Annotated in this window: 20 protein-coding genes; 3 read left to right on the forward strand and 17 right to left on the reverse strand. The window is 39.7% G+C overall.

Annotation, left to right across the window (positions count from 1 at the left end):
* Positions 1 to 55: 55 nt before the first annotated feature.
* From ACFQ19_RS01175 to rlmN, 7 genes are all read right to left on the reverse strand, one after another.
* Positions 56 to 1,099, reverse strand: a complete 1,044-nt coding sequence (locus ACFQ19_RS01175; protein WP_379590070.1) for a ribonucleotide-diphosphate reductase subunit beta — start codon at positions 1,097 to 1,099, stop codon at positions 56 to 58.
* The gene (locus tag ACFQ19_RS01180; protein ID WP_379590071.1) at positions 1,080 to 1,526 is read right to left on the reverse strand and encodes a flavodoxin; all 447 of its coding nucleotides are present in this window, start codon (positions 1,524 to 1,526) and stop codon (positions 1,080 to 1,082) included. Before ACFQ19_RS01180 ends, ACFQ19_RS01175 begins: the two co-directional genes overlap by 20 nt.
* Positions 1,511 to 3,739 (reverse strand): ribonucleoside-diphosphate reductase subunit alpha, encoded by a 2,229-nt coding sequence (locus ACFQ19_RS01185; RefSeq protein ID WP_379590072.1) that lies wholly within the window; start codon positions 3,737 to 3,739, stop codon positions 1,511 to 1,513. Before ACFQ19_RS01185 ends, ACFQ19_RS01180 begins: the two co-directional genes overlap by 16 nt.
* A 729-nt stretch (positions 3,740 to 4,468) precedes the next feature.
* Complete coding sequence (locus tag ACFQ19_RS01190) at positions 4,469 to 5,020, reverse strand: hypothetical protein (protein ID WP_379590073.1); 552 nt, start codon at positions 5,018 to 5,020, stop codon at positions 4,469 to 4,471.
* Positions 5,021 to 5,029: 9 nt separating this feature from the next.
* Entirely contained in the window at positions 5,030 to 6,223 is a 1,194-nt protein-coding gene (locus tag ACFQ19_RS01195; protein WP_379590075.1) for an Alp7A family actin-like protein, read from the reverse strand.
* Positions 6,224 to 7,140: 917 nt separating this feature from the next.
* Positions 7,141 to 7,644, reverse strand: coding sequence for a GNAT family N-acetyltransferase (locus ACFQ19_RS01200; RefSeq protein WP_379590076.1), 504 nt, complete (start codon positions 7,642 to 7,644; stop codon positions 7,141 to 7,143).
* Between the two features lie 69 nt (positions 7,645 to 7,713).
* Positions 7,714 to 8,781: a 23S rRNA (adenine(2503)-C(2))-methyltransferase RlmN gene (gene rlmN, locus ACFQ19_RS01205; RefSeq protein WP_379590077.1), complete on the reverse strand. Its 1,068-nt coding sequence runs from the start codon at positions 8,779 to 8,781 to the stop codon at positions 7,714 to 7,716.
* Positions 8,782 to 9,025: 244 nt separating this feature from the next.
* Here rlmN and ACFQ19_RS01210 point away from each other — a divergent pair, with 244 nt between their 5' ends.
* Positions 9,026 to 10,045, forward strand: a complete 1,020-nt coding sequence (locus ACFQ19_RS01210) for an LLM class flavin-dependent oxidoreductase (RefSeq protein WP_379590079.1) — start codon at positions 9,026 to 9,028, stop codon at positions 10,043 to 10,045.
* A gap of 493 nt (positions 10,046 to 10,538) precedes the next feature.
* On the opposite strand, the gene ACFQ19_RS01215 is transcribed toward ACFQ19_RS01210, so the two are convergent.
* The 8 genes from ACFQ19_RS01215 to ACFQ19_RS01250 form a co-directional block, all read right to left on the reverse strand.
* The gene (locus tag ACFQ19_RS01215; RefSeq protein WP_379590080.1) at positions 10,539 to 11,768 is read right to left on the reverse strand and encodes a cytochrome P450; all 1,230 of its coding nucleotides are present in this window, start codon (positions 11,766 to 11,768) and stop codon (positions 10,539 to 10,541) included.
* Between the two features lie 116 nt (positions 11,769 to 11,884).
* A complete protein-coding gene (locus tag ACFQ19_RS01220) occupies positions 11,885 to 12,280 on the reverse strand; it encodes a Na+/H+ antiporter subunit G (RefSeq protein WP_379590305.1) in 396 nt (131 codons plus the stop codon).
* Positions 12,281 to 12,299: 19 nt separating this feature from the next.
* On the reverse strand, positions 12,300 to 12,584 hold the full coding sequence (locus tag ACFQ19_RS01225; protein ID WP_379590081.1) for a Na(+)/H(+) antiporter subunit F1: 285 nt from the start codon (positions 12,582 to 12,584) through the stop codon (positions 12,300 to 12,302).
* Complete coding sequence (locus ACFQ19_RS01230; protein ID WP_379590082.1) at positions 12,584 to 13,066, reverse strand: Na+/H+ antiporter subunit E; 483 nt, start codon at positions 13,064 to 13,066, stop codon at positions 12,584 to 12,586. The genes ACFQ19_RS01225 and ACFQ19_RS01230 overlap by 1 nt, the downstream gene beginning before the upstream one ends.
* Before the next feature lie 83 nt (positions 13,067 to 13,149).
* A complete protein-coding gene (locus tag ACFQ19_RS01235; protein ID WP_379590084.1) occupies positions 13,150 to 14,631 on the reverse strand; it encodes a Na+/H+ antiporter subunit D in 1,482 nt (493 codons plus the stop codon).
* Entirely contained in the window at positions 14,624 to 14,956 is a 333-nt protein-coding gene (locus ACFQ19_RS01240; protein ID WP_379590086.1) for a Na(+)/H(+) antiporter subunit C, read from the reverse strand. The genes ACFQ19_RS01235 and ACFQ19_RS01240 overlap by 8 nt, the downstream gene beginning before the upstream one ends.
* A gap of 2 nt (positions 14,957 to 14,958) precedes the next feature.
* Entirely contained in the window at positions 14,959 to 15,381 is a 423-nt protein-coding gene (locus tag ACFQ19_RS01245; RefSeq protein WP_379590088.1) for a Na(+)/H(+) antiporter subunit B, read from the reverse strand.
* A complete protein-coding gene (locus tag ACFQ19_RS01250) occupies positions 15,368 to 17,785 on the reverse strand; it encodes a Na+/H+ antiporter subunit A (RefSeq protein ID WP_379590089.1) in 2,418 nt (805 codons plus the stop codon). The genes ACFQ19_RS01245 and ACFQ19_RS01250 overlap by 14 nt, the downstream gene beginning before the upstream one ends.
* Before the next feature lie 1,086 nt (positions 17,786 to 18,871).
* Between ACFQ19_RS01250 and ACFQ19_RS01255 the strand changes: the two genes are divergently transcribed.
* Entirely contained in the window at positions 18,872 to 19,564 is a 693-nt protein-coding gene (locus ACFQ19_RS01255; RefSeq protein WP_379590090.1) for a universal stress protein, read from the forward strand.
* A gap of 85 nt (positions 19,565 to 19,649) precedes the next feature.
* On the opposite strand, the gene ACFQ19_RS01260 is transcribed toward ACFQ19_RS01255, so the two are convergent.
* Positions 19,650 to 20,450 (reverse strand): carbon-nitrogen family hydrolase, encoded by an 801-nt coding sequence (locus ACFQ19_RS01260; RefSeq protein ID WP_379590091.1) that lies wholly within the window; start codon positions 20,448 to 20,450, stop codon positions 19,650 to 19,652.
* Between the two features lie 439 nt (positions 20,451 to 20,889).
* On the opposite strand from ACFQ19_RS01260, the gene ACFQ19_RS01265 reads away from it, so the two are divergent.
* Positions 20,890 to 21,519 (forward strand): NUDIX hydrolase, encoded by a 630-nt coding sequence (locus tag ACFQ19_RS01265; RefSeq protein WP_379590092.1) that lies wholly within the window; start codon positions 20,890 to 20,892, stop codon positions 21,517 to 21,519.
* A gap of 54 nt (positions 21,520 to 21,573) precedes the next feature.
* Here ACFQ19_RS01265 and ACFQ19_RS01270 read toward each other — a convergent pair whose 3' ends face one another.
* On the reverse strand, positions 21,574 to 23,412 hold the full coding sequence (locus ACFQ19_RS01270) for a DUF2207 domain-containing protein (protein ID WP_379590094.1): 1,839 nt from the start codon (positions 23,410 to 23,412) through the stop codon (positions 21,574 to 21,576).
* Positions 23,413 to 23,517 lie beyond the last annotated feature (105 nt).

Consider the following 23,517-nt stretch of genomic DNA (forward strand, 5'->3'; position numbering starts at 1 on the left):
CTTACCGCTTCTCCTGCAGGACGTTTTACTTTATACTTGCCTTTTATGCTTACTTTTACAAGTCATCAAAGCCGTTTAAATCACTTGTTTTCGTATATTGACGTGATTTTTGTTCAAAGAAATCTGTTTTTGTTCCATCCACATTATCCACATAAGCACGGATCCATTTCATTGGGTTTTCCACATTTTCTGGATAAAGTTCTTCTAATCCCATCATACGCAACATTTTATTCGCTCTATATTTGACATAGCCATCCAATTCGTCCATATCAATGCCGTCAATGTCTGCAAGCACGTAATGAGACCATTCTATTTCCATCTCAACGGATTTTTGGAAATGGTCATAAATCCACTGGATGAATTCGCGATTATTATATTCCGGATTTTCAGCCAGTGTTGCACGGAACAGCTCTGTAATAAAGCGACCGTGTTCCAGCTCATCACGGTTGATATAACTGATCATTGTCGATGTTCCCACCATTTTATTTTGTCTTGCCAAATGGTAGAAGAAAGCAAATCCGGAATAGAAAAACATTCCTTCTAACAGAGACGTGTATACCATTGTTTTCAGGATATTTTCTATTGTCGGATTTTCCACAAATGCATTATATTGCTCTGTCAGCAGTTCATTCCGTTTTAACAGCAATTCATCTTTTCTGCCTAATTGGAAAGATTCATTCTGTTCATTCCAAGAAACAACGGACGATAGCACATAAGAATAACTTTCATTATGCACGGCTTCCTGCTGGGCTATCACTGCCATGATAGACTGTACAGAGGCATCCGTTGCATAAAGTGAAATTAACAATGCTGTTCTTGTCTGCGGACCGTCCAATGTCGATAACAGCCCGATTATTTTTAAATAAGCATCCTGTTCTTCCTCGGTTAAAGAAGGAAACTGTTTGACATCACTGGACATATTTATTTCATCTGCTTGCCAGTAATTTCCGATAAGCTTTTTATAAATTTTATACCAATGCGGATAAGCAATATCATTCCAATTCAGAATGCCACTTGATTCGCCTCCGAATAAACCTGTAGATTTATTTGGAAAACGGGGCTCTAACGTTTTAGCACGTTCAAGCGTTACTTTTTGCATAATTTAATACTCCTTCCAGCCATTGTTCAACCTTACTTTCTTGGGAACCCCGGGGGGATTGTTCAATTTTAAGGACCGGATAACTGCTTCCGTAAAAATCAGCCAGCTTCTCAGCAGCTTTGCAGAATAATTCATCCCCGCCAAATTGTGTTTCGCCGGTTCCGAAAATAACCATATTTTCCGGTTTATATCCTATTTCTAAAACAAAATCTTTTACCTCATCAGGGGTGGCACCTTTGTCCCACGTGAACGTTCCCAGAAAAACAAGGTCATACATTGCAGGGTCGTTGAGCGCATCGATTCCGATTCGATGCCACTCAACTGTTATTCCCTCTTTATTTAAATAATCCCCGATATACGCAGCTGTTTCTTCTGTATTACCGCTGTAGCTCAAATATGCGATAAGAGCCCTCAACTCTGACACCACTCACACTCTTCAACATCATTGGATGTAGAACGGACATAATACGTTGTTTTCAGCCCTTCTCTCCATGCCTGTAAATGTAAGTCCAGTAATACAGATGCGCGAATTGTATTCGGTACATAAATATTAAATGATAAACTCTGATCAATATGACGCTGACGTTTTGCATTCTGACTGACAGAATAACGCTGGTCTACAATATATGCAGAACGGCGGTAGATATTATACGTGTTATGATCTAATCCCGGAGCTGTTACAGGTATTTTAAAATCTTTCTTCTCTTCATGGTAAAATACTTGGAAGATCGGATCAATACTTGCTGTAGAGCCCGCAATCATCGCGGTTGTAGAGTTCGGTGCAACAGCCATTAAATAACCGTTACGGATACCATTCTCTTTTACATCTTCTTTCAAAGCAGTCCATTCAGGGCTTGTGTAGCCTTTCTGGTCAAAATAAGCACCTGTGCTCCATTTACTGCCTTCATAAACGGAATAAGCACCTTTTTCTTTACTTAATTCCATACTGCTTTTAATGGTTAAATAAGCAATTTGTTCATAAAGCTCATCTGCATATTGAACAGCTTCTTCTGTCTCCCAGCCAATGCCTTTTAATGCAAGAAGATGATGCCATCCAAATGTACCGAGACCTATTGCGCGATATTTATGATTTGTAATCGTCGCCTGCATAATTGGTAATGTGTTGATATCAATCACATTATCCAGCATTCTTACCTGAATCGGAATCAGACGCTCTAATACATCATTGGAAACAGCTCTTCCAAGGTTCACGGAGCTCAAATTACAAACTACATAATCTCCAGACTGATATTTTCTTACAATCGTGTTTTCGTTCTCTAAGAACTCTTCCACAAATTCAGTCGGCGATTGATTTTGTGTGATTTCTGTACAAAGGTTAGAGCAATAAATCAAACCTTCATGCGAATTTGCATTCTGACGGTTTACTTCATCACGATAGAACATAAATGGTGTGCCGGATTCTAATTGCGAACGCATCAAACGTTTCATCAGTTCAATTGCCGGTACTTTTTCTTTGGTTAAATCTTCATTTGCTACGCATTCTTCATATTTCTGACGCCAAGAACCATTTCCTTTTTCTTCATCATAAAAGTCCTCTAAAGAATAACCCATAACCTGACGTACTTCATGCGGATCAAATAAATACCAATCTCCGCGGTTTTCAACCTGTTCCATAAAGTAATCCGGCAGACATACACCTGTAAAGATGTCATGGGCACGCATGCGGTCATCCCCGTTATTCAGTTTTAAATCCAGGAAGGATTCAATATCGCGGTGCCATATATCTAAATAAATTGCAATCGCACCTTTGCGGGTACCGAGCTGATCCACACTAACCGCTGTATTATTTAATTGTTTAATCCAAGGCACAACGCCGCTGGACATTCCTTCAAACCCTTTAATCGAACTGCCCCGTGCACGAATTTTGCCCATATAAACACCAATTCCGCCGCCGTTTTTAGAAAGCTTCGCAATATCGGTATTGCTGTCATAAATGGCTTGCAGGCTGTCATCCACTGTATCGATAAAACAGCTGGACAGCTGGCCGTGCGTTTTCCCAGCATTAGTTAATGTCGGAGTAGCCACAGTCATATACAAATTACTTAATGCCCAATAAGATTCTTCAATATATTCCAGCCGTTTATTTTTTGGCTCATCCTGCATTAAATGCATCGCAATAATCAACCAGCGTTCCTGAGGAAGCTCAAATACACGTTTTTGGTGATCTGTTGCTAAATAGCGTGTAGCAATTGTATAAATACCTAAATAGTTAAATAACAAATCTCTGTCCGGTTCAATCAAGCTGCCAATTTGCTCCATTTCTTCTTTCGTGTATTTTTCCAGAAAAGAAGTTGTATAGATACCTTCATCTGTCAACATTTTAACCAAATTATAGAAAGAACCATATTTTTCAGTTCCGTCATAACTGCGGTTTACTGCAGCTTCTTTATATAAATTCCCTACATAGATCCGGGCAGCTGCATAAGTCCAGTCCGGATTTACTTCATCTATATTTTCAAGAGCAGTCTGAATCATGATGTCATTCACTTTTTTAGTGGAAGTAACATTCTGTGTCTGTTTGTCTACTTTTTGAATCCAGGCATCAGCGTCTATATTTAAACCTTCTGCTGCATGATTAATTTTTTCTTGAATAGATGTCGGATAAATGGTGATGGTCATTTTTACTCCTCCTGTAATGATTTATGTCTATTTCAAATCAATTATTTAAAAAATAATTATGTACCAACAGAATAACTTTACCGTCTGTTCTCCAAATAATAAATGCCTTGTGAGACAAATTTGCCGAATGAATTATTTTTATAGACGCAATCCGTCAGCTATACCATATATAGATGATTACTCCATTTCGCATACAATCTATTGGTGGAGCATATCTGTTTATAGTAGGGTTCGTCATTACAGCAATAAAGTTGTTGTTCCAGCAAGACACAATATATAGTATCAAATTATTTCGTTTTTACCTATATCTTGTATTAAACAATATCATAGTTTTTTTGACTACGCAAGATTTTAGATCAATATAGTTTCTTTTAACGGACCCTATTTTTGACAATATACGCTCTTTTACTGCAGCAGTCTTATTTCTGACAACTAGAAAAATGATTGCTTCTGCAGTTGTCATTCAAACATGAAATCATTCCGTAAATTATTTCTCTTTATGATTAAACTCAAGTTTCAATTATAGCTGAATTTAATAGAAATAAAAGTATTTAGATGCTATTTTTTATAGCCTTTTTTTATCCACAAAAAGCTCTGTGGACAGGGAGTGGATAAAATAAAAGTTATCCTTTAGATTTCCACAGAATTATCCCCAAATTTGTATGTATATCAACATATTTTTTTCAAAAAAGAAAGGCTGCTCCCGTCATTATCGGAAACAGCCTTTCCTTATTTATTCATACTGGAGAAGAAGTCGCCCAATGGATCCTGGTCTTCTTCCTCTTCCTTATCATCTTCTCCGTCAGGGTGCAGGTTTAAATCATCTGCATTTAAATCGTCCATGATACCCCAATCTGACTGCGGTTCTTCCTGCACGTGTTTGGAAGCAGTTTCTATTTCTTCTGGAGGTTCTTCCGGCGGTTCTTCCACTTCTTTAAATATATCCGCTGTGCCGGAGTTCATCGAAGTTAATAGTGCTGTTGCCCGCATCGGATCTGATAATATTTGATACAAAATCGTCCCTACCAGAGCTTCCGAGTGTTCATGCTTTAGCCAGCTTTTTTGCTCCTTTGTCAATTTTCCGGGAAGCGGGATAGTGACCGTCTCCCTTTCTTTCACAGTCATTTCATTGACACCTTTTAAGACAAAACTTGCAATTTTGCTGGAGAAATTTCTCCTTTCCGTTTCCTTCAATTGCTGCAGTTGTCTCAGTAAGTAATCAGGCGTATCTGAAGGAATACGAAATGTGATTGTCTGTCCTCTTTCGATCTGCTTTCCCATAGGATCACCTTATTTCGCTTTCGTTGTGTTCTCTTCCTTCTCTACCTTCTCTTCCTTTTTGTTCTCTTCGTTCTTTTCATTCTTTTGTACAAAATCGGTAATTAACTTATAGTATGCATTTGCCATCATCCAGATGCTTTCACTCTCATCTTCAAAGAATTCAATGTTATAGCCATCCATTTTATTGTTGATTGCTTTAATATAATCTTTCAGAACGGCAGAGCCGCCGCCGACAAAATAGCAAATCTCTGTCTGCGAATTCTTGCTCCATACATTCCGTAAGTAGCGGTATTCTTTCTTAGCAATCTCCAGCAGGATGTGGTCTGTTATATCATGTACATTGGTGCGGCTGCCTTTTACCATAATATGATTACGGTCATTCTTTCGGGTGATAATATCGACAACATCTCTTCTGCTATCAAGCTCTACGCCATGTCTGGTTCGGATTTCTTCGCGAATTTGTTCCAGCGATTCAGATACACCGATATTAAATCCTTGAGCTTTATCGTCATCCACATTTCTATTGCGAATAACAGCAATATCTGTGGATAACCCGCCGATATCTTGAATTAAAATTTGTTTGTCAATTAATTCCTTGTTGATAACTTTTAAGTCGTTATCCATTATTAAATTGACATATGCTGCAAATCCTTCCGGGTACACTTTCACTTCATCAAATTTAATATTAACTTTTTTCCCTTGATGTTTTGGCGTTACTAAAAATTCCACCTGATGTACGGAACTCAACAAACGAGAACGGTAGCCTACATCTTTTCCTTCTTTTACTTCTCTGAGCGGTAAACCGGTACCTAGGGTATACAGCGCATCGTAAACGCCATTTTTCTCTTTAAATGCTTCACTTGATACAGCATCTAAAGCTAAAGAAGCAAGTAACATCACTAATGTCTGGTCCTCTTCTGATTTACTGCTTCCCGGATCCAGTTCCTCTGAGTTTGTTGTTTTTGTAGCCAGATTTCCCACTCTATATACAATGTTATTTTCAGATAGGGCAGGAGAGTGGATACGGATATGAATATTATCCAATACTTCCTTTGTATCGAGTTCTTCAATTCCGATGACCGGTCTATCCTCTAAATCAGGAGCGACTACATTCGGTATGTAGTATTCGTTTTCTAATTTTCCATAGTTTCCTTTTAATGCGTCATTTCCGACGTCAATTGCTGCAATTCTAGATTTTGTCATTTCCATTCTCCTTTCAAATTTTACGTATCTTGTATAAAGGACGTTTTCAAAAAGCTGCTAATCTTTTTGTTCGTTCTCTATAAAAACAAAAATGAATAATAATCTTTTAAGACTTCCATTTTATAATAACTGATGATTTTTATAAAGATAGATTCAATCAGTTATAGATTCAGCATAAACGTATCCTGTTTATTTCTCAAGTATTTCAGCAATTGTTTACATGTTTGTTTTTTTGTACACATTTAAAAATACTTTAAATACAATGCTTACACGCATTTGTATACATGTAAACATTTATTGTTCAATTTGTGTACATTATTGTTTTCATGTATACAAAAAACGAAACATTGTTTTTTGGAGAATTTATCGACTTATTTCTATCATAAAAATCGATTTTTAATAGTTTATACTAGTTACTTATTTAGGTTATAAATTCAAAGGGTTTGTTACAGAGTTCTCGATGGTAAAAACTTAATTCTTTCGAGGTGAAGGCAGCATATGAAAATAGAAGGAAAATACTTCTTCCTGGGGATGAAGAAGTAAAATGGTTGTTGCTGTAGAGTATGACGAAGACAATATATAGGTTTATAAACATGTGTTCAATGCTTACCTTGCTAATGTGATAGTGAACATCGAAAGAGAGAGACTCCGAGTAAGTGGAGATAAGAAGCATAAATAACAAATCGGATTGGTTCTAATAACGTCTAAAAGAAGTGGAACAGACAAGCATACAGGAGATCTTTTTAAGGATAGAGGCTGGCTTGACGAAGTGCTCTGCAGCCTCGCAATATGTCCATAAATAGTTAAGAGAATATACACCCGTATTTTTAGTGGAAACTCTTTTTCACAGCAAGATCAGGGGACTGTTTTGAAGTGTATAGGCACGTTAGTACCCTGCCGTTTTAGCTGCAGACACCTTACAGCCAGTTATACTGCGATAAATCTTTCATATACCAGCGATTCATTGCACTATGTCCGCTCCCTTTCAGCGGTTTACTTAATAATTGAAAGCCATATTTCTCATACAGACGATTAGCTGTTTTTAATTCATGTCTTGTTTCTAAATAGCACTGTTTAAAATGGACAGAAGCATAATTCAGAGCCTTTTTCATCAGTTCACGGGATAAACCCCTTCCCTGGGCTTTGGAAGCCAAATATAGCTTCTGCAATTCGCAAATAGACGCCTGTTCATTATAAACGCCTATACCTATGCCGCCAACTACTTCCCCATCCTGCTCTATAACCCAATACTTATCCAGCGGACGAGCTTGGTAGTAGGCACTGAGCCGGGAAAGCTGCGGATCGGTATAAGCTGTTCCTTCATGGTCTAAATGGTATTTTTCTAATGAACGTTTAATTATCGTCTCTACCTGTTTATCATCTTTTGGTTCAATTTCTCTGATTACAACAGAAGTATTCATTATAGCCCTCCCATAAAGAAAGAAGCCAACCCATTCTTGAGTAAGCCTCTCCCGTTTTTCATCTATTCATTAAACTGCTTTTGTCTTTTTGATTTGTTTACTGCGTAATTGTCCGCAAGCTGCATCAATATCCGCACCATTTTCCCAACGGACGCCGCATTGTATACCCTCTGCTTTTAAGGTTTCATAAAAAGCCTGGATATTTTCTGTACTGCTGCGTTGATAATCAATGTGTTCGTCAACTGTATTGTAAGGAATCAGATTTACATAAGCCAGATGACGATGGTCCCGGATTAAGTCAGCGAGTTCAATGGCTTCCTTCTTATGGTCATTGACATCATGCAGCATAATATACTCGTACGTAATACGACGATTCTTTTTCTCCAGATAATAATCTACTGCCTTCATCAATTTTTCAATTGGGAAAGCTCGGTTAATTTTCATAATCTGTGTACGCAGTTCATTATTTGGAGCATGTATTGAAATTGCCAGATTTACTTGAATCGGATCATCAGCAAAATCATACATTTTGTGTGCTATTCCGCTTGTTGACACTGTAATATGACGCGCGCCGATATTCAATCCGCGGTCATCATTCACAATATATAAGAATTCCATTAGATTCTTGTAGTTATCCAGCGGTTCGCCGATTCCCATTACTACAATATGGCTGACTCTGTCCTCTTCTCGGCGATCATCCAAATGTTTTTGTACATTCATAATTTGTTCCACGATCTCACCACTGTCTAAATCACGGCTTTTACGCAATAAGCCGCTTGCACAGAAAGAACAGCCGATATTACATCCTACCTGTGTCGTCACACAAACGGAGAGTCCATAATTAAAACGCATCAGAACCGTTTCAATCACATTGCCGTCTGCCAGTTTGAATAAAAATTTAATCGTTCCGTCTTTTGATTCCTGGCGAAGTTCTACATCCATTGTGTGCAAGACAAAGTTTTCTTTCAACAATTCAATTGTTGACTGATTCACATTATTCATATCCTCAAAACGGCTAATCCGTTTTTTATATAACCAGTTCCATACTTGTTCAGCACGGAAACGTTTTTCACCATGTTCCATTAACCACGACTGCAATTGTTCATATGTTAATCCATAGATAGATGAATTGCTCATCAATGTACCCTCATTTCCATTTTTACTACTTTTTCTATCTTACTTGATTCCGGCCAGGTTAGCAAATCGTTTTCGCTTCATTTCTTTTAAAAACATCTCTGCTTTTGTCTATATCAATTACTTCCAAAGAAGCTCTTCCAACATTATTGTGTTCCATAAACTGTTCTTTGCTAATCTATAAGTCCAAACATTGGACGCTGCGGCAAGAAACCGTTATTATTTTCATTAGGTAAGGAGGGATTTAATGGATACACATTCATACAAAACATTTCAAAATATACCTTTATCTGTTCTCGATCTTGCACCAATTATCGAAGAAGGAGACGCCAGACAGGCATTTCAGGAAAGTGTCCGTTTAGCACAGCATGTTGAAAAACTTGGGTTCTATCGCTATTGGTTTGCGGAACACCATAACATGAAAGGAATCTCAAGTTCTGCTACCTCTTTATTAATCGGTCACATTGCCGGACACACCAATTCGATACGTGTTGGTTCAGGCGGCGTCATGCTTCCAAACCATGCCAGCCTTGTTATTGCTGAACAGTTTGGTACACTAGAGTCTCTTTATCCCAATCGTATAGACTTGGGGCTCGGCCGTGCACCGGGAAGCGACCAAGCAACTGCTTTTGCTTTGCGTCGTACACTGCAAGGCGGACCGGAAGAATTTCCAATGCAAGTGAATGAACTGCAGGACTATTTTTCAACCAACCCTGTATCCCGTGTCAAAGCAATACCTGGACAAGGCTTGAATATTCCGATTTGGTTACTTGGTTCCAGTGATTTCAGTGCGCGTTTAGCTGCTGAAAAAGGGTTGCCATTTTCCTTTGCCAGTCATTTCGCACCAGCATATACCGTTCCTGCATTAAACCTTTATCGCGATCGTTTCCAACCGTCTGAAGCGCTCGAAAAGCCATATGCAATGGTTGGTGTTAATGTTATTGCAGCTGATACAGATGAAGAAGCTGAATATCTGGCAACATCCCATCAGATGCAATTTTTAAATCTGCGAAAAGGGAAAGAAATGAAATTGCAGCCTCCTGTTGAAAATATGGATGCCGTCTGGACTCCTGCAGAAAAAGCTGCTGTTCAAGAATCCCTGGATCCAAAAACAACGATTATCGGAAATAAAGAAACAGTCCGCAAAGGGCTGGAAGCTTTCCGTCAAGAAACCGATGCAGATGAAATAATCATTACCTCACAAATTTATGATGTCAAAGCACGTCTATACTCCTACTCTATTGTAGGCGATTTGATGAGTGAATAAATAAGGCGCCTTGATCTCTATAAGTGCGTGTTCAAAAGTTCGATAAAAAGGACCAAGTCGGCTAAGTTCGCAACGTCCTGGGGTTGCGCTTACTCACCCCATTAAAACCGTTGTCTCAGGCGCCGACACTAGCACATCGTGTGCGTCGGAAGCTCAAAGCGACTAGCAAATTCCAAACGGACTTACGCGTGTTGTGATGACTTCTGTTTTGTCCACAGGACGTGGACAAAACAGAAGTTCCTTCGTGCTTCATAATACGTGAGTAACGGTTTTGGTGGGGCGAGTAATCGCAAAAGCTCTTCGATGGAACGAGTAACCGCAGCCCCATTGGAATTTGCTAGTTAACGCACTTCCGCAGGATGCGGTGGCTTCTACGCCCGCCACACCAACGTGGGCGTTCTTAGTAGAAGTTCCTTTTCCTGCCGTGTCATTTTTATTGGACTTTTTAAACATCCTCTATAAATAATTTATAGAGATCAGGCCCATTCTCCTCTTACATATCTTCATAGAAAGTTTCATGGTAAAACTCTAAACGCATCCCATTTTTAGGCCTTGCCGGGATTTCACTTCCCTGGCTGTTTAATGGCTGATCTGACATCACCCAATCTGTCCGCAAAAGGTACGATAAGCTGATTCGCATTAACTGCATGGTGATGCTTTCCTGTGCTGCATCTGATGTGTTTGTTGTCATGCCGGGCAGCCTGCCCAAAAATCGTTCTGGTTGAAAGTTATCCGGATCGGCCCATAATTCAGTATGATGATTGGTCCCATATATATCAAATAATACCAGCTGATTTTTAGGAAAGAACATATCCTTCCAGAAAAATTGTTGTTTTGTCTTCGCTACAGAAAACGGAACAACCGAATAATAACGGATAACCTCATACATAAAACAATCTACATACCCCTTGTCTCTTTGCAGTCTTTCTTTTAATTCCGGATGATGCAGAAGTGCCGCCTGACTGAAAACAACCCATCTGCTGGAAGCTACAAAAGCCCGGATAAGTAATAATAATTCCTGCACCACTTCTTTAGCAGGTAAAATATAACCTGCTGCATCTTCATACCAAGAAAGGTGATAAAGTATCTTTTCCTCATCTACGTGAATTCTTCCTGCCCGCAGCTGACGAACTAAAAAGACAAGCCACTTTTCTATCCTGTTTTTCGCCTGGTTTCTTTTCAAGCGATTTAACCCATACTTTGAAAATAATTGAACAAACTCTTGAATATCTGTAGTCCGCTGATTTAGATTATTTGCACGAATTGGAATTCCAATCCAGTTACAAACAGCAATAACCCACATCTCTTCCATTTCCGTCATAAAATCAATAGATGGACTTCTTTTCCACGACTCCATTCTTTCTTCCCAACGCTGTCTAAAAATCGACTCCAGCTCTTCACGCTTTTCTATAGAGAAAGCTTCCTCAAACCATCCTTTTTCTTGATGGTCATCAATGTCAGCCAGATAAAATACGCCATTTTCTTCCTTCAGTAAACTGGTAGACAGTTCAGAAATGCTTTTTTCCGCTTTAAACTTGGTCGCATCATTTACTAACTCTGCAGCTTCACTTGCACGCAGCATCACCAGTTTCCTTCCAAATATACGAGAGTTCACTGCATCTTCTTGATATTCATTCATTCGTTTGGAAAAATAATAATAACCGTCCTTTAAAAAGTCGATTGTATGGTCCACTCCTTTATCTTGTACCATTGGTTTTACCATTTTTTAACCCCCTACGTACTTCCCTACTTTGTACCTACCCTCTAAAACATACTTAAAAACCTATCTTCATATTAAAAGTATGCACAATTTGCCTCCATATATAAACAAAGAGCATCCTAACTGGAATGCTCTTTGTCTGCTTTCTTTTCTTCTTCCATAATGATTTCGCCTGATTCACTGCGCTCTTTCTGTGCTTCTTCTTGTACTTTATCTGTGACTTCTTTCAATTCATCTTCTACTGTAGTGTCAGCCATTTTCACGTTGGCCCGGTAGGCCGCACGTGTAATAAGGTGCCCCGCAACTGGAGCTGTTAAAAACACAAAAGCAATTCCGAGCAGCAGACGGACACTATAGATGCCCTGGTTCGAAGCAAAGTAAATAAAAGCACCGAGAAGCGTTAATAAAACGGCAAGCGTAGAACTCTTCGTACCTGCGTGAGATCGTGTGAACACATCTGGCAGACGAATGATTCCTATCGCACTGATTAAGGCCATGATCGACCCGGCAAGCATAAATAGCGCAGCAATAAACTCAATCGTCGCGTCGATATTCAATAATGTCCCCCCTCTCAATATATTTGGAGAAGGCAATCGTACTGATAAACGCCAAAATAGCTATAATTAATATCACTTCTAAAAATGCAGTTGTTGTCAGCATAACGGACACAACGGCAATAGAAGAAACCAGTGTCACACCAACCATATCTAAAGCAACAATTCGGTCAGGCAGGCTCGGGCCAATAATGACACGTAACACACTAATAGCAATTGCTATACCATAAAACACCAAGGCGGCTGTCAACATTCCTTGAACCATTAGCGCGTCACCCCCATAATCGCTTTTTCAAACGAATCGATCGACCGCAGCAAGATCTCTTTGGATTCTTCCACATCCATCGCATGAATGTAAAAGGCATCCCCTTCCTCTGTTACTTCTATCACAACAGAACCCGGTGTCAATGTTAACAACAATGCCAATGTCGTAATTTCCCAATCTCCTCGCAGAACGGTTTCATATTTAAACAACCCCGGCTTAATCGTAAGTTTTGGTTTTAAAATTTGCCCGAGAACAAGTTTAGAAGACATAATGAGCTCTCTGGTAAAGATAAACAGGAGCTTTATTAATGCAAAAAAACGCGCAAGATAAAATCGATCTCCAAAAAATCGGTGCATTAAAAACACGATACCAATACCAACAATATATCCTGCTACAAATGTTGTGAATCGCAGTTCTGATTCATCACTAATCAGTGTCCATAATACTGCAATAAAAAAATTTAATAAAAACTGTGCCGGCATTCCGTACTCACCACCTTGTTTATTAGAAAAAATGCCCCAGAATCCGTATATGCATTCAAAAGTATATCCATTCAAACGGCAGGTTAATTATCTCCGAATACGGCATCGATATAGATTTGCGGATTTAATAATGTCTCTGACGCATCCTGAATATAAATGGATATCGGTTCAGCTCCTAATCCTAAAGCAATCGTTCCAAGAGCTAATAGACAAGTTGAAACAATCCACCCTTTTTTCACAGGCACTTCTTCGTCTTTACTGATAATTGTTTCTCCCCAGAAACTTGTCAGGAACACACGCAAGAGAGAGTATAGAACGAAAATACTCGAAATAAATGCCAGAGCTAATAATACATATGCCCCGCCTTCTACTGCTCCTTCGCCAATCAGCACTTTGCCGATAAAGCCACTGAGCGGCGGTATTCCGGCCAGAGATAACATGGTCAAGAAGAATAACCACCCAAGCAGCGGATGGTTTTTAATCAGTCCGCTGATTTCATTCAATTTCGTTTGCCCGGTTACTGCAATCATCGTACCTATCAGTAAAAAGAGTAGTGCTTTGATAATGATATCGTGAATCAGGTAATAAATAGACCCTTCTATGGCAGCCGGCGTCGACACAGCTAAACCAACCAGAATAAACCCGACTGCTATAACAACATTGTAAGCAGCGATGAGCCTGAGGTCTCTGTAGGCAACAGCGCCAATACTTCCGCCAATTAACGTCAAACCTGCCAAAATACCAATCAACGTATGCGTAAATTGCTGCTCTTGATTAAAGATCAGCGTAAACATACGAAACATCGCATAAATTCCAACCTTTGTCAGCAATGCACCGAACATCGCCGCAACTGGTGTAATAGGAACGGAATAAGATCCAGGAAGCCAGATGTATAGAAACAGACCTGCTTTCAATGCAAATACTGTTAAGAATACAACACTGATGACCGTTATTGTAGGAGTCTGTCCGTTTTCTGCAACGCGTTCTGCTATATGCGCCATATTTAAAGTTCCGACCGCTCCGTACAGATAAGCAATAGCTACAAGAAAAATCCAGGAAGAGACAACATTGATAATGACATATTTTATCGACTCACGAAGCTGCCGTTTCTTACCGCCAAATGTTATCAGTACGTAAGAAGCAAGCAACATAATTTCAAAGTTTACAAAAAGGTTAAAAACATCTCCTGTCAGAAAGGAACCATTGACTCCGGCTATAAGAAAAAGAACAAACGAATAGTAATAATTCTTTTCAAACTGTGCGTCCACCGAAGAAAAAGAATAAATAACACACACGGCGGCAACAATACTCGCTGTTAATACCAGCAGCATTGAAAAACTGTCCGCAACAAATAAAATTCCAAATGGCGGGTCCCAACCGCCGAAATCAAGGCGCATCACACCATTTTGCTGAATCAGATGCAGTACATACATACTTATACCAATATTTGCTCCGAAAACGAGTAATGACAGCGTCCGCTGCACCTTCACATAAGGCTTTAAAAATAAAAGAACAATACCAGTTAAAACAGGAAGCATCATTGGCATAATAATTAAATTATTCATCCGGATCCCCCTTCAGCTTATCTAATTTATCTGTTCCAACTTCTTGATAGGTTCGATAAGCAAGTACGAGAGAAACTGCAGTTACCGCAAAACCGATAACGATAGAGGTTAAAATTAACGCCTGCGGAAGCGCGTCTACCGGCTCTCCTTCTCCGACAATCGGCGCTGCACCGTTTTTTAATCCGGAAACCGTCATAATAGTAAGGTGGGCTGCATGCGTTAAAATCGCCGTTCCAATGATAACCCGGATGATATTTTTCGACAGCAACAGATATGTTGCTACGGTTACTAATACACCTGCCAGGATGGTTACTAACGTTTCCATAATTACTCATCCTCACTAATACTTAATAAGATTGTTACAACAACACCGACAACTGCCAGCGCGACACCTGCTTCAAAAAGCGTAACAGTTGTCAATTCTATTTCACCGAAAAAGGGAATATCAAAGTAGTCAAAAGCTTGTGTTAAAAAGTTTTCTCCAAACACTAATGCTCCAAATCCTGTCCCCACGGATAAAAATGCTCCAAAAGCAGCTACCAATTTAAAATCAATGGGCAACCCTTTCTCAATGGTTTCGATATCATATACAATAAACAACAATACCAGGGCGGAAGCAAGTACCAGCCCACCGCTAAACCCGCCTCCCGGGCCATTGTGTCCTGCAAAAAATAAATATACTGCCAGCGTCAATATAATAAAGAAAACAAGTTTTGCCACTGTACGGAGAATGACGTTATTTATCTTCAATCTGATCACTCTCCTTCTTGGCTGTTCTTACCCGAATCATTGTATAAATACCAATCCCCGCAATCAAGAGGACAATCACCTCTAACATTGTATCCAATGCACGGAAATCACCTAAGATGGCATTTACCATGTTTCTTCCGCCGGCAAGCTCATAGGAATTCTCAAAAAAGCTGGAAATAGAATCAAATGCTTTATTCCCTTGAACTGCCAGTGCAACAACAGTAAATACAAGTCCCACTCCAATCGCAATCAGCAAATTGACGCTCTTCGTTTTTTTAGAAGCATCTTCTTTCTCCATTTCAGGAAGGAAATAGTAAGCCACCAGGAATAAAACAGTTGTAACTGCTTCAATAACCGTTTGCGTTAAAGCCAAATCCGGTGCCCGGAACAAAGCAAAAAGGAGTGCTATCCCAAAACCTAAAATACTATTTAAAACGATAACAGTCAGCCTTGATTTGGCAGATAGAATCGCTATTCCGGATGTCATCATAGCCAGTACAATAAGCCACTCAAACCCGGAAATGGCAGCATTCTCCGGCAGCGTAAATTGATAAGCTCCGGTGATAATGAATGTCCCGCCAATTGCTAAAATAAAAAAGACAAATATATATATCATATAGTCACGTAAATAGCGCGTCATATATTTATTTGTAATCACTGTGGATTTATCTTCCATCTGATCTAAAACGAAACCATAAAATACATTAATAGACCATTTTTCCGGAAACAATTTGTATACTCCTGACCAGTATCTTCTGGTAAGGAACAAGAAGACCCCAAACAGAACAACCCCAATGGTCATAAATAACTCCGGCTCGAATCCATGCCAAGCATGAATGTATGTCCCTAAATCTTCGCCTTCTGCAGCAAATGTCGGGAAAATACCACTCATAGCCGGTGTAATTAAATGGTTACCAATCACATTCGGTATAAAGAAGATAGCAATAACAAGCAATCCTAATATAATTGGCGAAACCAGCATACCCGGTTTCGGTTCATGCGCCGGATGTTCTAATTTCTCTTCTTTATATGGCCCAAGGAACGTTCTTACCACAAATACCATGGCATAAACAAACGTAAATACACTTGCTACCCAGGCGACAATCGGAATAGCCATCCCCCATGTTCCTAAACCGAAAAAACTGGCTTCTGCAATATCCCGAGAGGATATGAAAAACAATTCTTTACTCAGGAAACCGTTAAATGGCGGTAATCCTGCCATCGACATACTTCCAATGGTGGCAATCGTAAATGTGACTGGCATCAGCGTAATAAGACCGCCCAAACGGCGAATATCCCTGGTACCTACACTATGGTCCACTACACCAACAATCATAAACAAGGCGCCTTTAAACGTAGAGTGGTTCACTAAATGGAATAATGCTGCAAAAGTGGCTCCTGTGTATACCACTGATTCACTTGAATACCCCATATAAAGTGCAGCAGATCCCATGCCGAACATACTCATAATCATTCCCAGCTGACTGATAGTAGAATAAGCCAGCAGCGCCTTTAAGTCTGTTTGACGGACCGCATTAAAGGAACCCCAGAAAAGGGTGAATATCCCGACGCCTGTAACAGCCCAGAACCAGACTGCTTCGCCTCCAAAGACAGGCGTAAAGCGGGCTACCAGGTAGATACCTGCTTTTACCATCGTTGCCGAGTGCAAATAAGCGCTGACCGGCGTTGGTGCCTCCATGGCATCCGGTAGCCAGATATGGAAGGGAAACTGTGCTGATTTTGTAAAAGCTCCCAGCAGCACGAGCAGCATAGCCGGTATAAATAAAGCATCCCCACTGATCATGCTTACATTGGCAATGACTTCCCGAATACTCCAGGTCCCCGCCATGGTACCAACCATGATAAAACCGACCAGCATAGAAATACCACCGGCAACTGTAATAATTAATGATTTTTTGGCACCTTCTCTGGAACGTTTCCTCTGGTACCAGAATGCGATTAACAGGAAGGAGGAAATACTTGTTAATTCCCAAAACACATATAAAACCAGCATGTTATCGGACATTACAATACCTAACATTGCCCCCATGAAAAGCATAAGGTATGTATAGAACGTACCAATTGGTTCCTTCAGTGACAGGTAATAAATCGAATAAAGGATGACAAGTGCTCCAACTCCTGTGATTAACAATGCAAATGTTAAACTGAGCCCATCCAAATAAGCCGTTAAATCTATTCCATAACTTGGAATCCAACGCATTGTCTGCTCAATTACTTCACCGCCGGAAATCGCAGGAATAAAGGAAGCAAGAAAAATGAATAAAGCAGTTGGTACAAGGATAACAAACCAGCCGACGTGGATTTTTTGCACATATTTATATAAAAAAGGTATCATGACGGCAGCTAAAAAAGGTAGAAAAATAGCCAGTACTAAAGTTGACAAACGGGAACCTCCTATCACTTCATTGTTTCTTGTAGTGTGTTCTTATGGTGAAAATTTGCACACATTCTATTCATGTAAGTGTGTGATTCATTAACTGCCTATGAAAACAAATGCAGCCAACACAATGGTTATTTTGCACATAAAATGCTAATCTAATGATAACGGATATTTTAAAACCGCCCAAAGCGTCATGGCGTGGAATAAAAGATGAAATTTCACTTTGGTTACAAAGAATTTGATCCAGCGGGTGCTTTTCACTAAATGAAAGCTTTAGTCATTCTGAATGTGCAATGCGCATTTTCCTTCCGCGGTTAACATTTCCCTTAATTAAAAAGAAATACGTGGACATTCATACTGTGAAAATACGTGGTAAAACAATAAGCCTTTCTTGCAGTAAAACAAAGGCATGACGAGGTGTTATAATGGTTGTTCAAAAAGTCAGATAAAAACAGCATGTCAATAATTTAATATGATATTTTTATCATGGAGAACTGTCTGTAAAAACTCCCGCCTCCTGACAGAGAATACAATCACGCTCATTTTGGCCGGAGTTCAGCAACATTCACTCCCTGAATCACTCAGACTCATTCTGTGAAAGAAACTAGAAAATATCACAGAATACATTTTCGTTTTATAAACGTTGCTGGAGCACACACTAAACATGAATTTTTCATAACCACACATAAACATTATACAAAAAATCAACTGTGTTTGCATGTCTGACGTTGTGATATACGTATAATATTTTCATTTCAAGTGCGTGTTCAAAGTATTTTATATCTATCCCCGAAAATCAAATACTTTAGCAACGAAAGAAAATCCTTGCTGTGCCGGGAAATTTCCGAGCAAAAAACATGGGAAAACAATTATTTTTCCTCTGATACTATACGAATCTGAAATTACATGTTAAAATGATACGGTTTAAAGGATGCGAATTCCTTACAAAACGGTAAATTAAGAAGGTTTAATCCTTCAATTTTCAGGTCAAATAATAATAAAACAATTCGGTTCCTATTCGGATAAATATAGATGGTTTAAAACGAAACAAAAAGTGAATGATTATAAAAGAAAGGTGCGGTAGAAACGATGAAAAAGATCAGAGGTCGTATGGACGAAAGTATTTTAGTATGTGTTTATTATGGACCTAATGGCGAACGCCTTATCCGCCGGGGACATAAACTGGCACAAATCATGGATTGTCCGTTGTATGTTTTAACAGTAGATGCCCTTCCTTATGACGAATTTGATGCAGAAAAATCAGGTTTTGTCGAGCATTGGAAAGAACTGTGTGAAGAATTGGATGTAGAAGAATTCATTATTCGTGATAAAGAAAAACGGTCTGTCAGAGCCATTAAAGAAGTAGCGCACAAATATAATATTACCCAAATTATTGTTGGGCAAAGCGCACAAAATCGCTGGGAAGAAATTACAAAAGGCTCTTTTGTCAACGTACTTCTCCGGGAAATTTCATTTATCGATCTTCACATTGTTTCTGTGGACCGGACATTGAAAAGTACAGATGACACGATTTATGAAAAAGGGGTACGTGGATTTATACAAGAAGACAGTGAAGTGCCTGGACAATATCGTTTGAAATTCACTCGCTCCAAGCACAACTTATACGAGGGGATTTTCTACAAAGAAATTGGAACAGACTTTAATAATGGCGTCTTTAAATTCATTAACAATAAAGGAAAAACATCGCAAGTTCATATTACAGAGAACGTTTGTACAGGCGAGTTAAAAGAACCGCCAAATATTACGAAATCCATTCATTAAAAAAGACTCCCGCAACGGCGCTGCCCCCGAAATTCAGATTGTACTTTCTGTATTTCGGGAGACTGCACCGATAACGGAGTCTTTTTTATTGTTGCCATCCCTTATACAATTCAGGGACTCTGCTTGCAAATACAGGGACTTCCTTACGTATCCGGTCAACATTGGAAACAGTAATGGTCTCTACCAATGTTTCTTCGTTTTTTTCTGACCCTTCTTTGATGATAGTTCCCCACGGATCAATCACTAACGAGGTGCCACAAAATAAAACGCCATCATAGTCGCCAATCCGATTACTGGAAATAACATAGCACTGATTCTCGATTGCCCGTGCCAGTTGGAGCGCCTTCCAATGATCCTTACGTGCAGAGGGCCATTCGGCTACTGTATAAATGACTTCTGCTCCAGCGAGGGCTAATTCCCTGGCTAATTCCGGAAAGCGGAGATCAAAGCAAATAAGTAACCCCATTTTCACACCATCGAGTTCAAATACATGTGCTTGTTTGTTTCCGCCTGCTAAATACGCCGGTTCATTTAACATTGGAACCAGATGAATTTTATCATACGTATATACCTCTTCTCCGGCATTATTAACAACGAGCGCTGTGTTATAGATGGCGCCATCTACTTTATTAGCAAAAGACCCGCCGATAATATGCACACGATGTTGTTTGGCTAAATCCTTTAAAAAGCTTCGTGTCGGCTCTCCATCTAAATCAGCGATGTCCTCCAGCTGCTCCAACGTATATGCTGTTGTCCACATTTCCGGGAGCACAACCACATCTGGCTTTTCCTGTTCCACCTGGGTTGCCAGCCATTCTTTGATACGTTTTCTGTTACTCTCCGGATCCCCGGGTACAATATCCATTTGATAAATCGCATGTTTCATCTTTTTCACACCTCTCCTTTTAATGATTCTATTTATGACCTGTCTTGTATCTTATCTTCTTATCTATAAGAATAAGTGTCAACTTCCTTACATACCTTTTTACAGAGAAGTGATGCAGATAACTCCTAATCGATATACATGACAGTAATCGAAAAGCATAATAAAATAGAGGATAGCACAAAGTGGAACTACCTTCCGTGCGGTGAATCTTTTCAACCCCCGCTGAAGGTTAAAGGTTAGCGGAACGCATCGAGCCGTGACTTGCTGCCCTGTCTTCCGCTTAGGAATAACAAGTTTCTTATATTTCTTGAAGCGGCAGTATTACAAAAGTTATTCAATAGGATTCGATGGGGCTGCAATGGTTTTTGACAGGACGAGTAAGCCCCGTCCCAGCCCTAGTTAGTTACACTGCAACAATGACGGAGAGGAAGGTTACGGTATGCAGATTGAGAATATTCTAAATGAGCTAAGGGATCGTACGCCGGCATTAATGGGACATAAGCATTTTAAACAGTCTTCTGTCCTTATCCCTTTAATAGAGATAAATGGAGAAACACACATCCTGTTTGAAATCCGTTCCATGAACTTAAGAAGTCAGCCCGGAGATGTTTGTTTTCCCGGCGGCCGATTCGATCAAGAGGACAAGCACCCTGCCCACACCGCTATTCGAGAAACTACAGAAGAACTCGGCATTACGGAGCAGGATATATCTGACCCTATTCCACTCGATTATATCGTGAATGATTTAGGGAGAATCATCTACCCTTTTATCGGAAAGTTGAAGACCATTGAAAATATCCTGCCCAACCCGGATGAAGTAGACCATATTTTCACCGTCCCGCTTTCCTTCTTTTTAGAAAATGCGCCACAAAAATATAAGGTCCACGTGGAAATAAAGCCTGAAGATAACTTCCCTTATCATCTTATCGTCGGCGGTGAGGATTATGAATGGCGCGTCCGGACCCTGGAAGAACTCTTCTACCAATATGATGACAAAACTATCTGGGGACTGACGGCCAAGGTTCTGACGCACTTCATCAGTTTAATTACACATGAAAGAGACCGTTAATACGCTTGAAAAAAACGTATAACGGTCCTTTTAAACAGACTCTGCCAGCTAAGACTAAAAAGCGCCGGCTCCTCCTCCGCCTGTCGGAGTGCTCGAACTTGATGATGGAGAAGAAGCAGCAGACACATTATACATCCAGATATGACTCGCATCGAAAGAAGCAGCGGCTGGCAAAACAGGCAAAGTCAGTACTAATGGAGCGATTGCCCGGTCGTTCATATACTTCTCTTCAAAGACTTTTCCTTGACCCAATATAATAGCATTTTCTACCCTCTTCTGTAATAGAGATACATCGGTACTTACAGGGTATTTATCATGTTTATACATCCAGGCTGCTTGACCGATAGCATACTTTAACAACTTCACTTCCTTCTCCCAATAACTGGCCGGAGTACACAATACAACCGCCCCGGCAACCGCGAAGAAAAGAATAGACCAGACCGTTCCGCTATTTAAAGTAAACAGAATCAGTGAAGTAAAAATTGCGTACAAATAAAGTGCTGGCAATATAAACTTCTGCCGTTTAAAGAAAAGATTCAATCCTGTAAACACAACTAATAAAATCATCAGCACCAGCTGAGTCGTATCGGTAATCGGCTGGACTGTTATATGATAATAGTACAGAATGGATACGAGTATCGTAGCTAATATAGACAAAACAGTATAAAAACCAAACCGGTATTTATTCAACGGCTTCTGCACTTCTTTTTGCGCCGCATTGCTCCAATATTGAAATTGTTTTTGCATTTGCTCTGCTTTTTTCTGGCGCTCTTTTTCAGATACATTTTCATCATCCTGGATAGATTCCAAAAGAAAATAACTTCCCTTCTCATCCTTTTCTGTGAATAACCAATCACGTAAAATGCCATCTGCTTCGCTGACCTGGGCATTTTCCTTTTCCCATGTATATCGGTATGTTTTCTGTCCGTTATAGATTGCCGAATCCGCTTCTGTTAAAGAGATAACCCCTCTCCGGCGCAAAGAAAACAATGCAGCGTTTATTCCATGTATATCAATTGCATGCATTCGATGGAGATAACTCAATAAAAGCGGATCTGTGTTTTCAACAGCATTGATAAATAATGTCGAATCTTTTCGTCCGCGATATCGGTTAGGATGTTTAAAAAAGAGCACCATTGCTACGAGAATGAAGAAACCTGCAGCACCCCAAATATAAGGTGAAATAGCATTGGTTTTTTCATCTAATTCCGTTTCTTTGGCTGCCAATTCTGCTTCTTCTTGAAGGATTGAAGTCTCCATCATATCATCCTTATCTACCTCCATTGCCGCCAATTGTCCAGCAGGAAATAGCATGCGGAATGTAACGTCATCTCCTTCTGTCACAAAATCATTGGTATAATGAATACCGCTTGCTGTCTCTTCCAATGAACCTCCCGAATCATCCTTTAAAAAGCTGTGCATCCCATTTGCCTCGTTCACCGGTGTGTGCACAGTAAAGGAAACATTATGTAAATCTGTTTCGTTTGATTCATCAAAAAAGGCATAGGTGATGTCTGCTATATCCTGATACTTTGTGACAGAATCTGATGAAATACGGTATTCATACAGAAACGTCTTCGTCTCATTATCCGAGTCAGAATAAACCATCTGTGTACCATCATCTTCTTCTGTTTCCAATACCGTCATCTCACTATCAAAATCAGCACTATCTGCTAAATAAGCATGAAATTCACTTGCATCGGACTTAATCGTCCTTGTCACCCCTTCAAATGACCCATCAAACGTATAAGTAAATAGCTCCTGGACAGATATGGTTCCATTATCATTTATTTGTGCATCGATTTGTACTTGGTCGATGGTAAATGTATCATCTGAACAGGCATACAATAGAATTAATAGTGAAAATAAAGCTGTGATGAGGCTTTTCTTCATCGGCCATCCCCCCTTGTGTTACCGTTTCTCCTCACCTGTTTTATACGGATAAACAAAGGATTTGGTTTCATTTATATAAAAAGCTCTGTCCAGCTATAAAATACT

This window comes from Oceanobacillus locisalsi (genome assembly GCF_042675985.1).
Classification (GTDB): domain Bacteria; phylum Bacillota; class Bacilli; order Bacillales; family Amphibacillaceae; genus Oceanobacillus; species Oceanobacillus locisalsi.

Excerpts from the sequence above, each read along its gene's own strand:
- ACFQ19_RS01215 (WP_379590080.1), bottom strand. The coding sequence starts at position 11,768 with ATGGTAAAACCAATGGTACAAGATAAAGGAGTGGACCATACAATCGAC.
- ACFQ19_RS01235 (WP_379590084.1), bottom strand. The coding sequence starts at position 14,631 with ATGAATAATTTAATTATTATGCCAATGATGCTTCCTGTTTTAACTGGT.
- ACFQ19_RS01270 (WP_379590094.1), bottom strand. The coding sequence starts at position 23,412 with ATGAAGAAAAGCCTCATCACAGCTTTATTTTCACTATTAATTCTATTG.
- rlmN (WP_379590077.1), bottom strand. The coding sequence starts at position 8,781 with ATGAGCAATTCATCTATCTATGGATTAACATATGAACAATTGCAGTCG.
- ACFQ19_RS01185 (WP_379590072.1), bottom strand. The coding sequence starts at position 3,739 with ATGACCATCACCATTTATCCGACATCTATTCAAGAAAAAATTAATCAT.
- ACFQ19_RS01255 (WP_379590090.1), top strand. The coding sequence starts at position 18,872 with ATGAAAAAGATCAGAGGTCGTATGGACGAAAGTATTTTAGTATGTGTT.
- ACFQ19_RS01260 (WP_379590091.1), bottom strand. The coding sequence starts at position 20,450 with ATGAAACATGCGATTTATCAAATGGATATTGTACCCGGGGATCCGGAG.
- ACFQ19_RS01225 (WP_379590081.1), bottom strand. The coding sequence starts at position 12,584 with ATGGTTCAAGGAATGTTGACAGCCGCCTTGGTGTTTTATGGTATAGCA.
- ACFQ19_RS01220 (WP_379590305.1), bottom strand. The coding sequence starts at position 12,280 with ATGCTTGCCGGGTCGATCATGGCCTTAATCAGTGCGATAGGAATCATT.
- ACFQ19_RS01200 (WP_379590076.1), bottom strand. The coding sequence starts at position 7,644 with ATGAATACTTCTGTTGTAATCAGAGAAATTGAACCAAAAGATGATAAA.
- ACFQ19_RS01195 (WP_379590075.1), bottom strand. The coding sequence starts at position 6,223 with ATGACAAAATCTAGAATTGCAGCAATTGACGTCGGAAATGACGCATTA.
- ACFQ19_RS01265 (WP_379590092.1), top strand. The coding sequence starts at position 20,890 with ATGCAGATTGAGAATATTCTAAATGAGCTAAGGGATCGTACGCCGGCA.
- ACFQ19_RS01240 (WP_379590086.1), bottom strand. The coding sequence starts at position 14,956 with ATGGAAACGTTAGTAACCATCCTGGCAGGTGTATTAGTAACCGTAGCA.
- ACFQ19_RS01190 (WP_379590073.1), bottom strand. The coding sequence starts at position 5,020 with ATGGGAAAGCAGATCGAAAGAGGACAGACAATCACATTTCGTATTCCT.
- ACFQ19_RS01210 (WP_379590079.1), top strand. The coding sequence starts at position 9,026 with ATGGATACACATTCATACAAAACATTTCAAAATATACCTTTATCTGTT.
- ACFQ19_RS01230 (WP_379590082.1), bottom strand. The coding sequence starts at position 13,066 with ATGCCGGCACAGTTTTTATTAAATTTTTTTATTGCAGTATTATGGACA.
- ACFQ19_RS01175 (WP_379590070.1), bottom strand. The coding sequence starts at position 1,099 with ATGCAAAAAGTAACGCTTGAACGTGCTAAAACGTTAGAGCCCCGTTTT.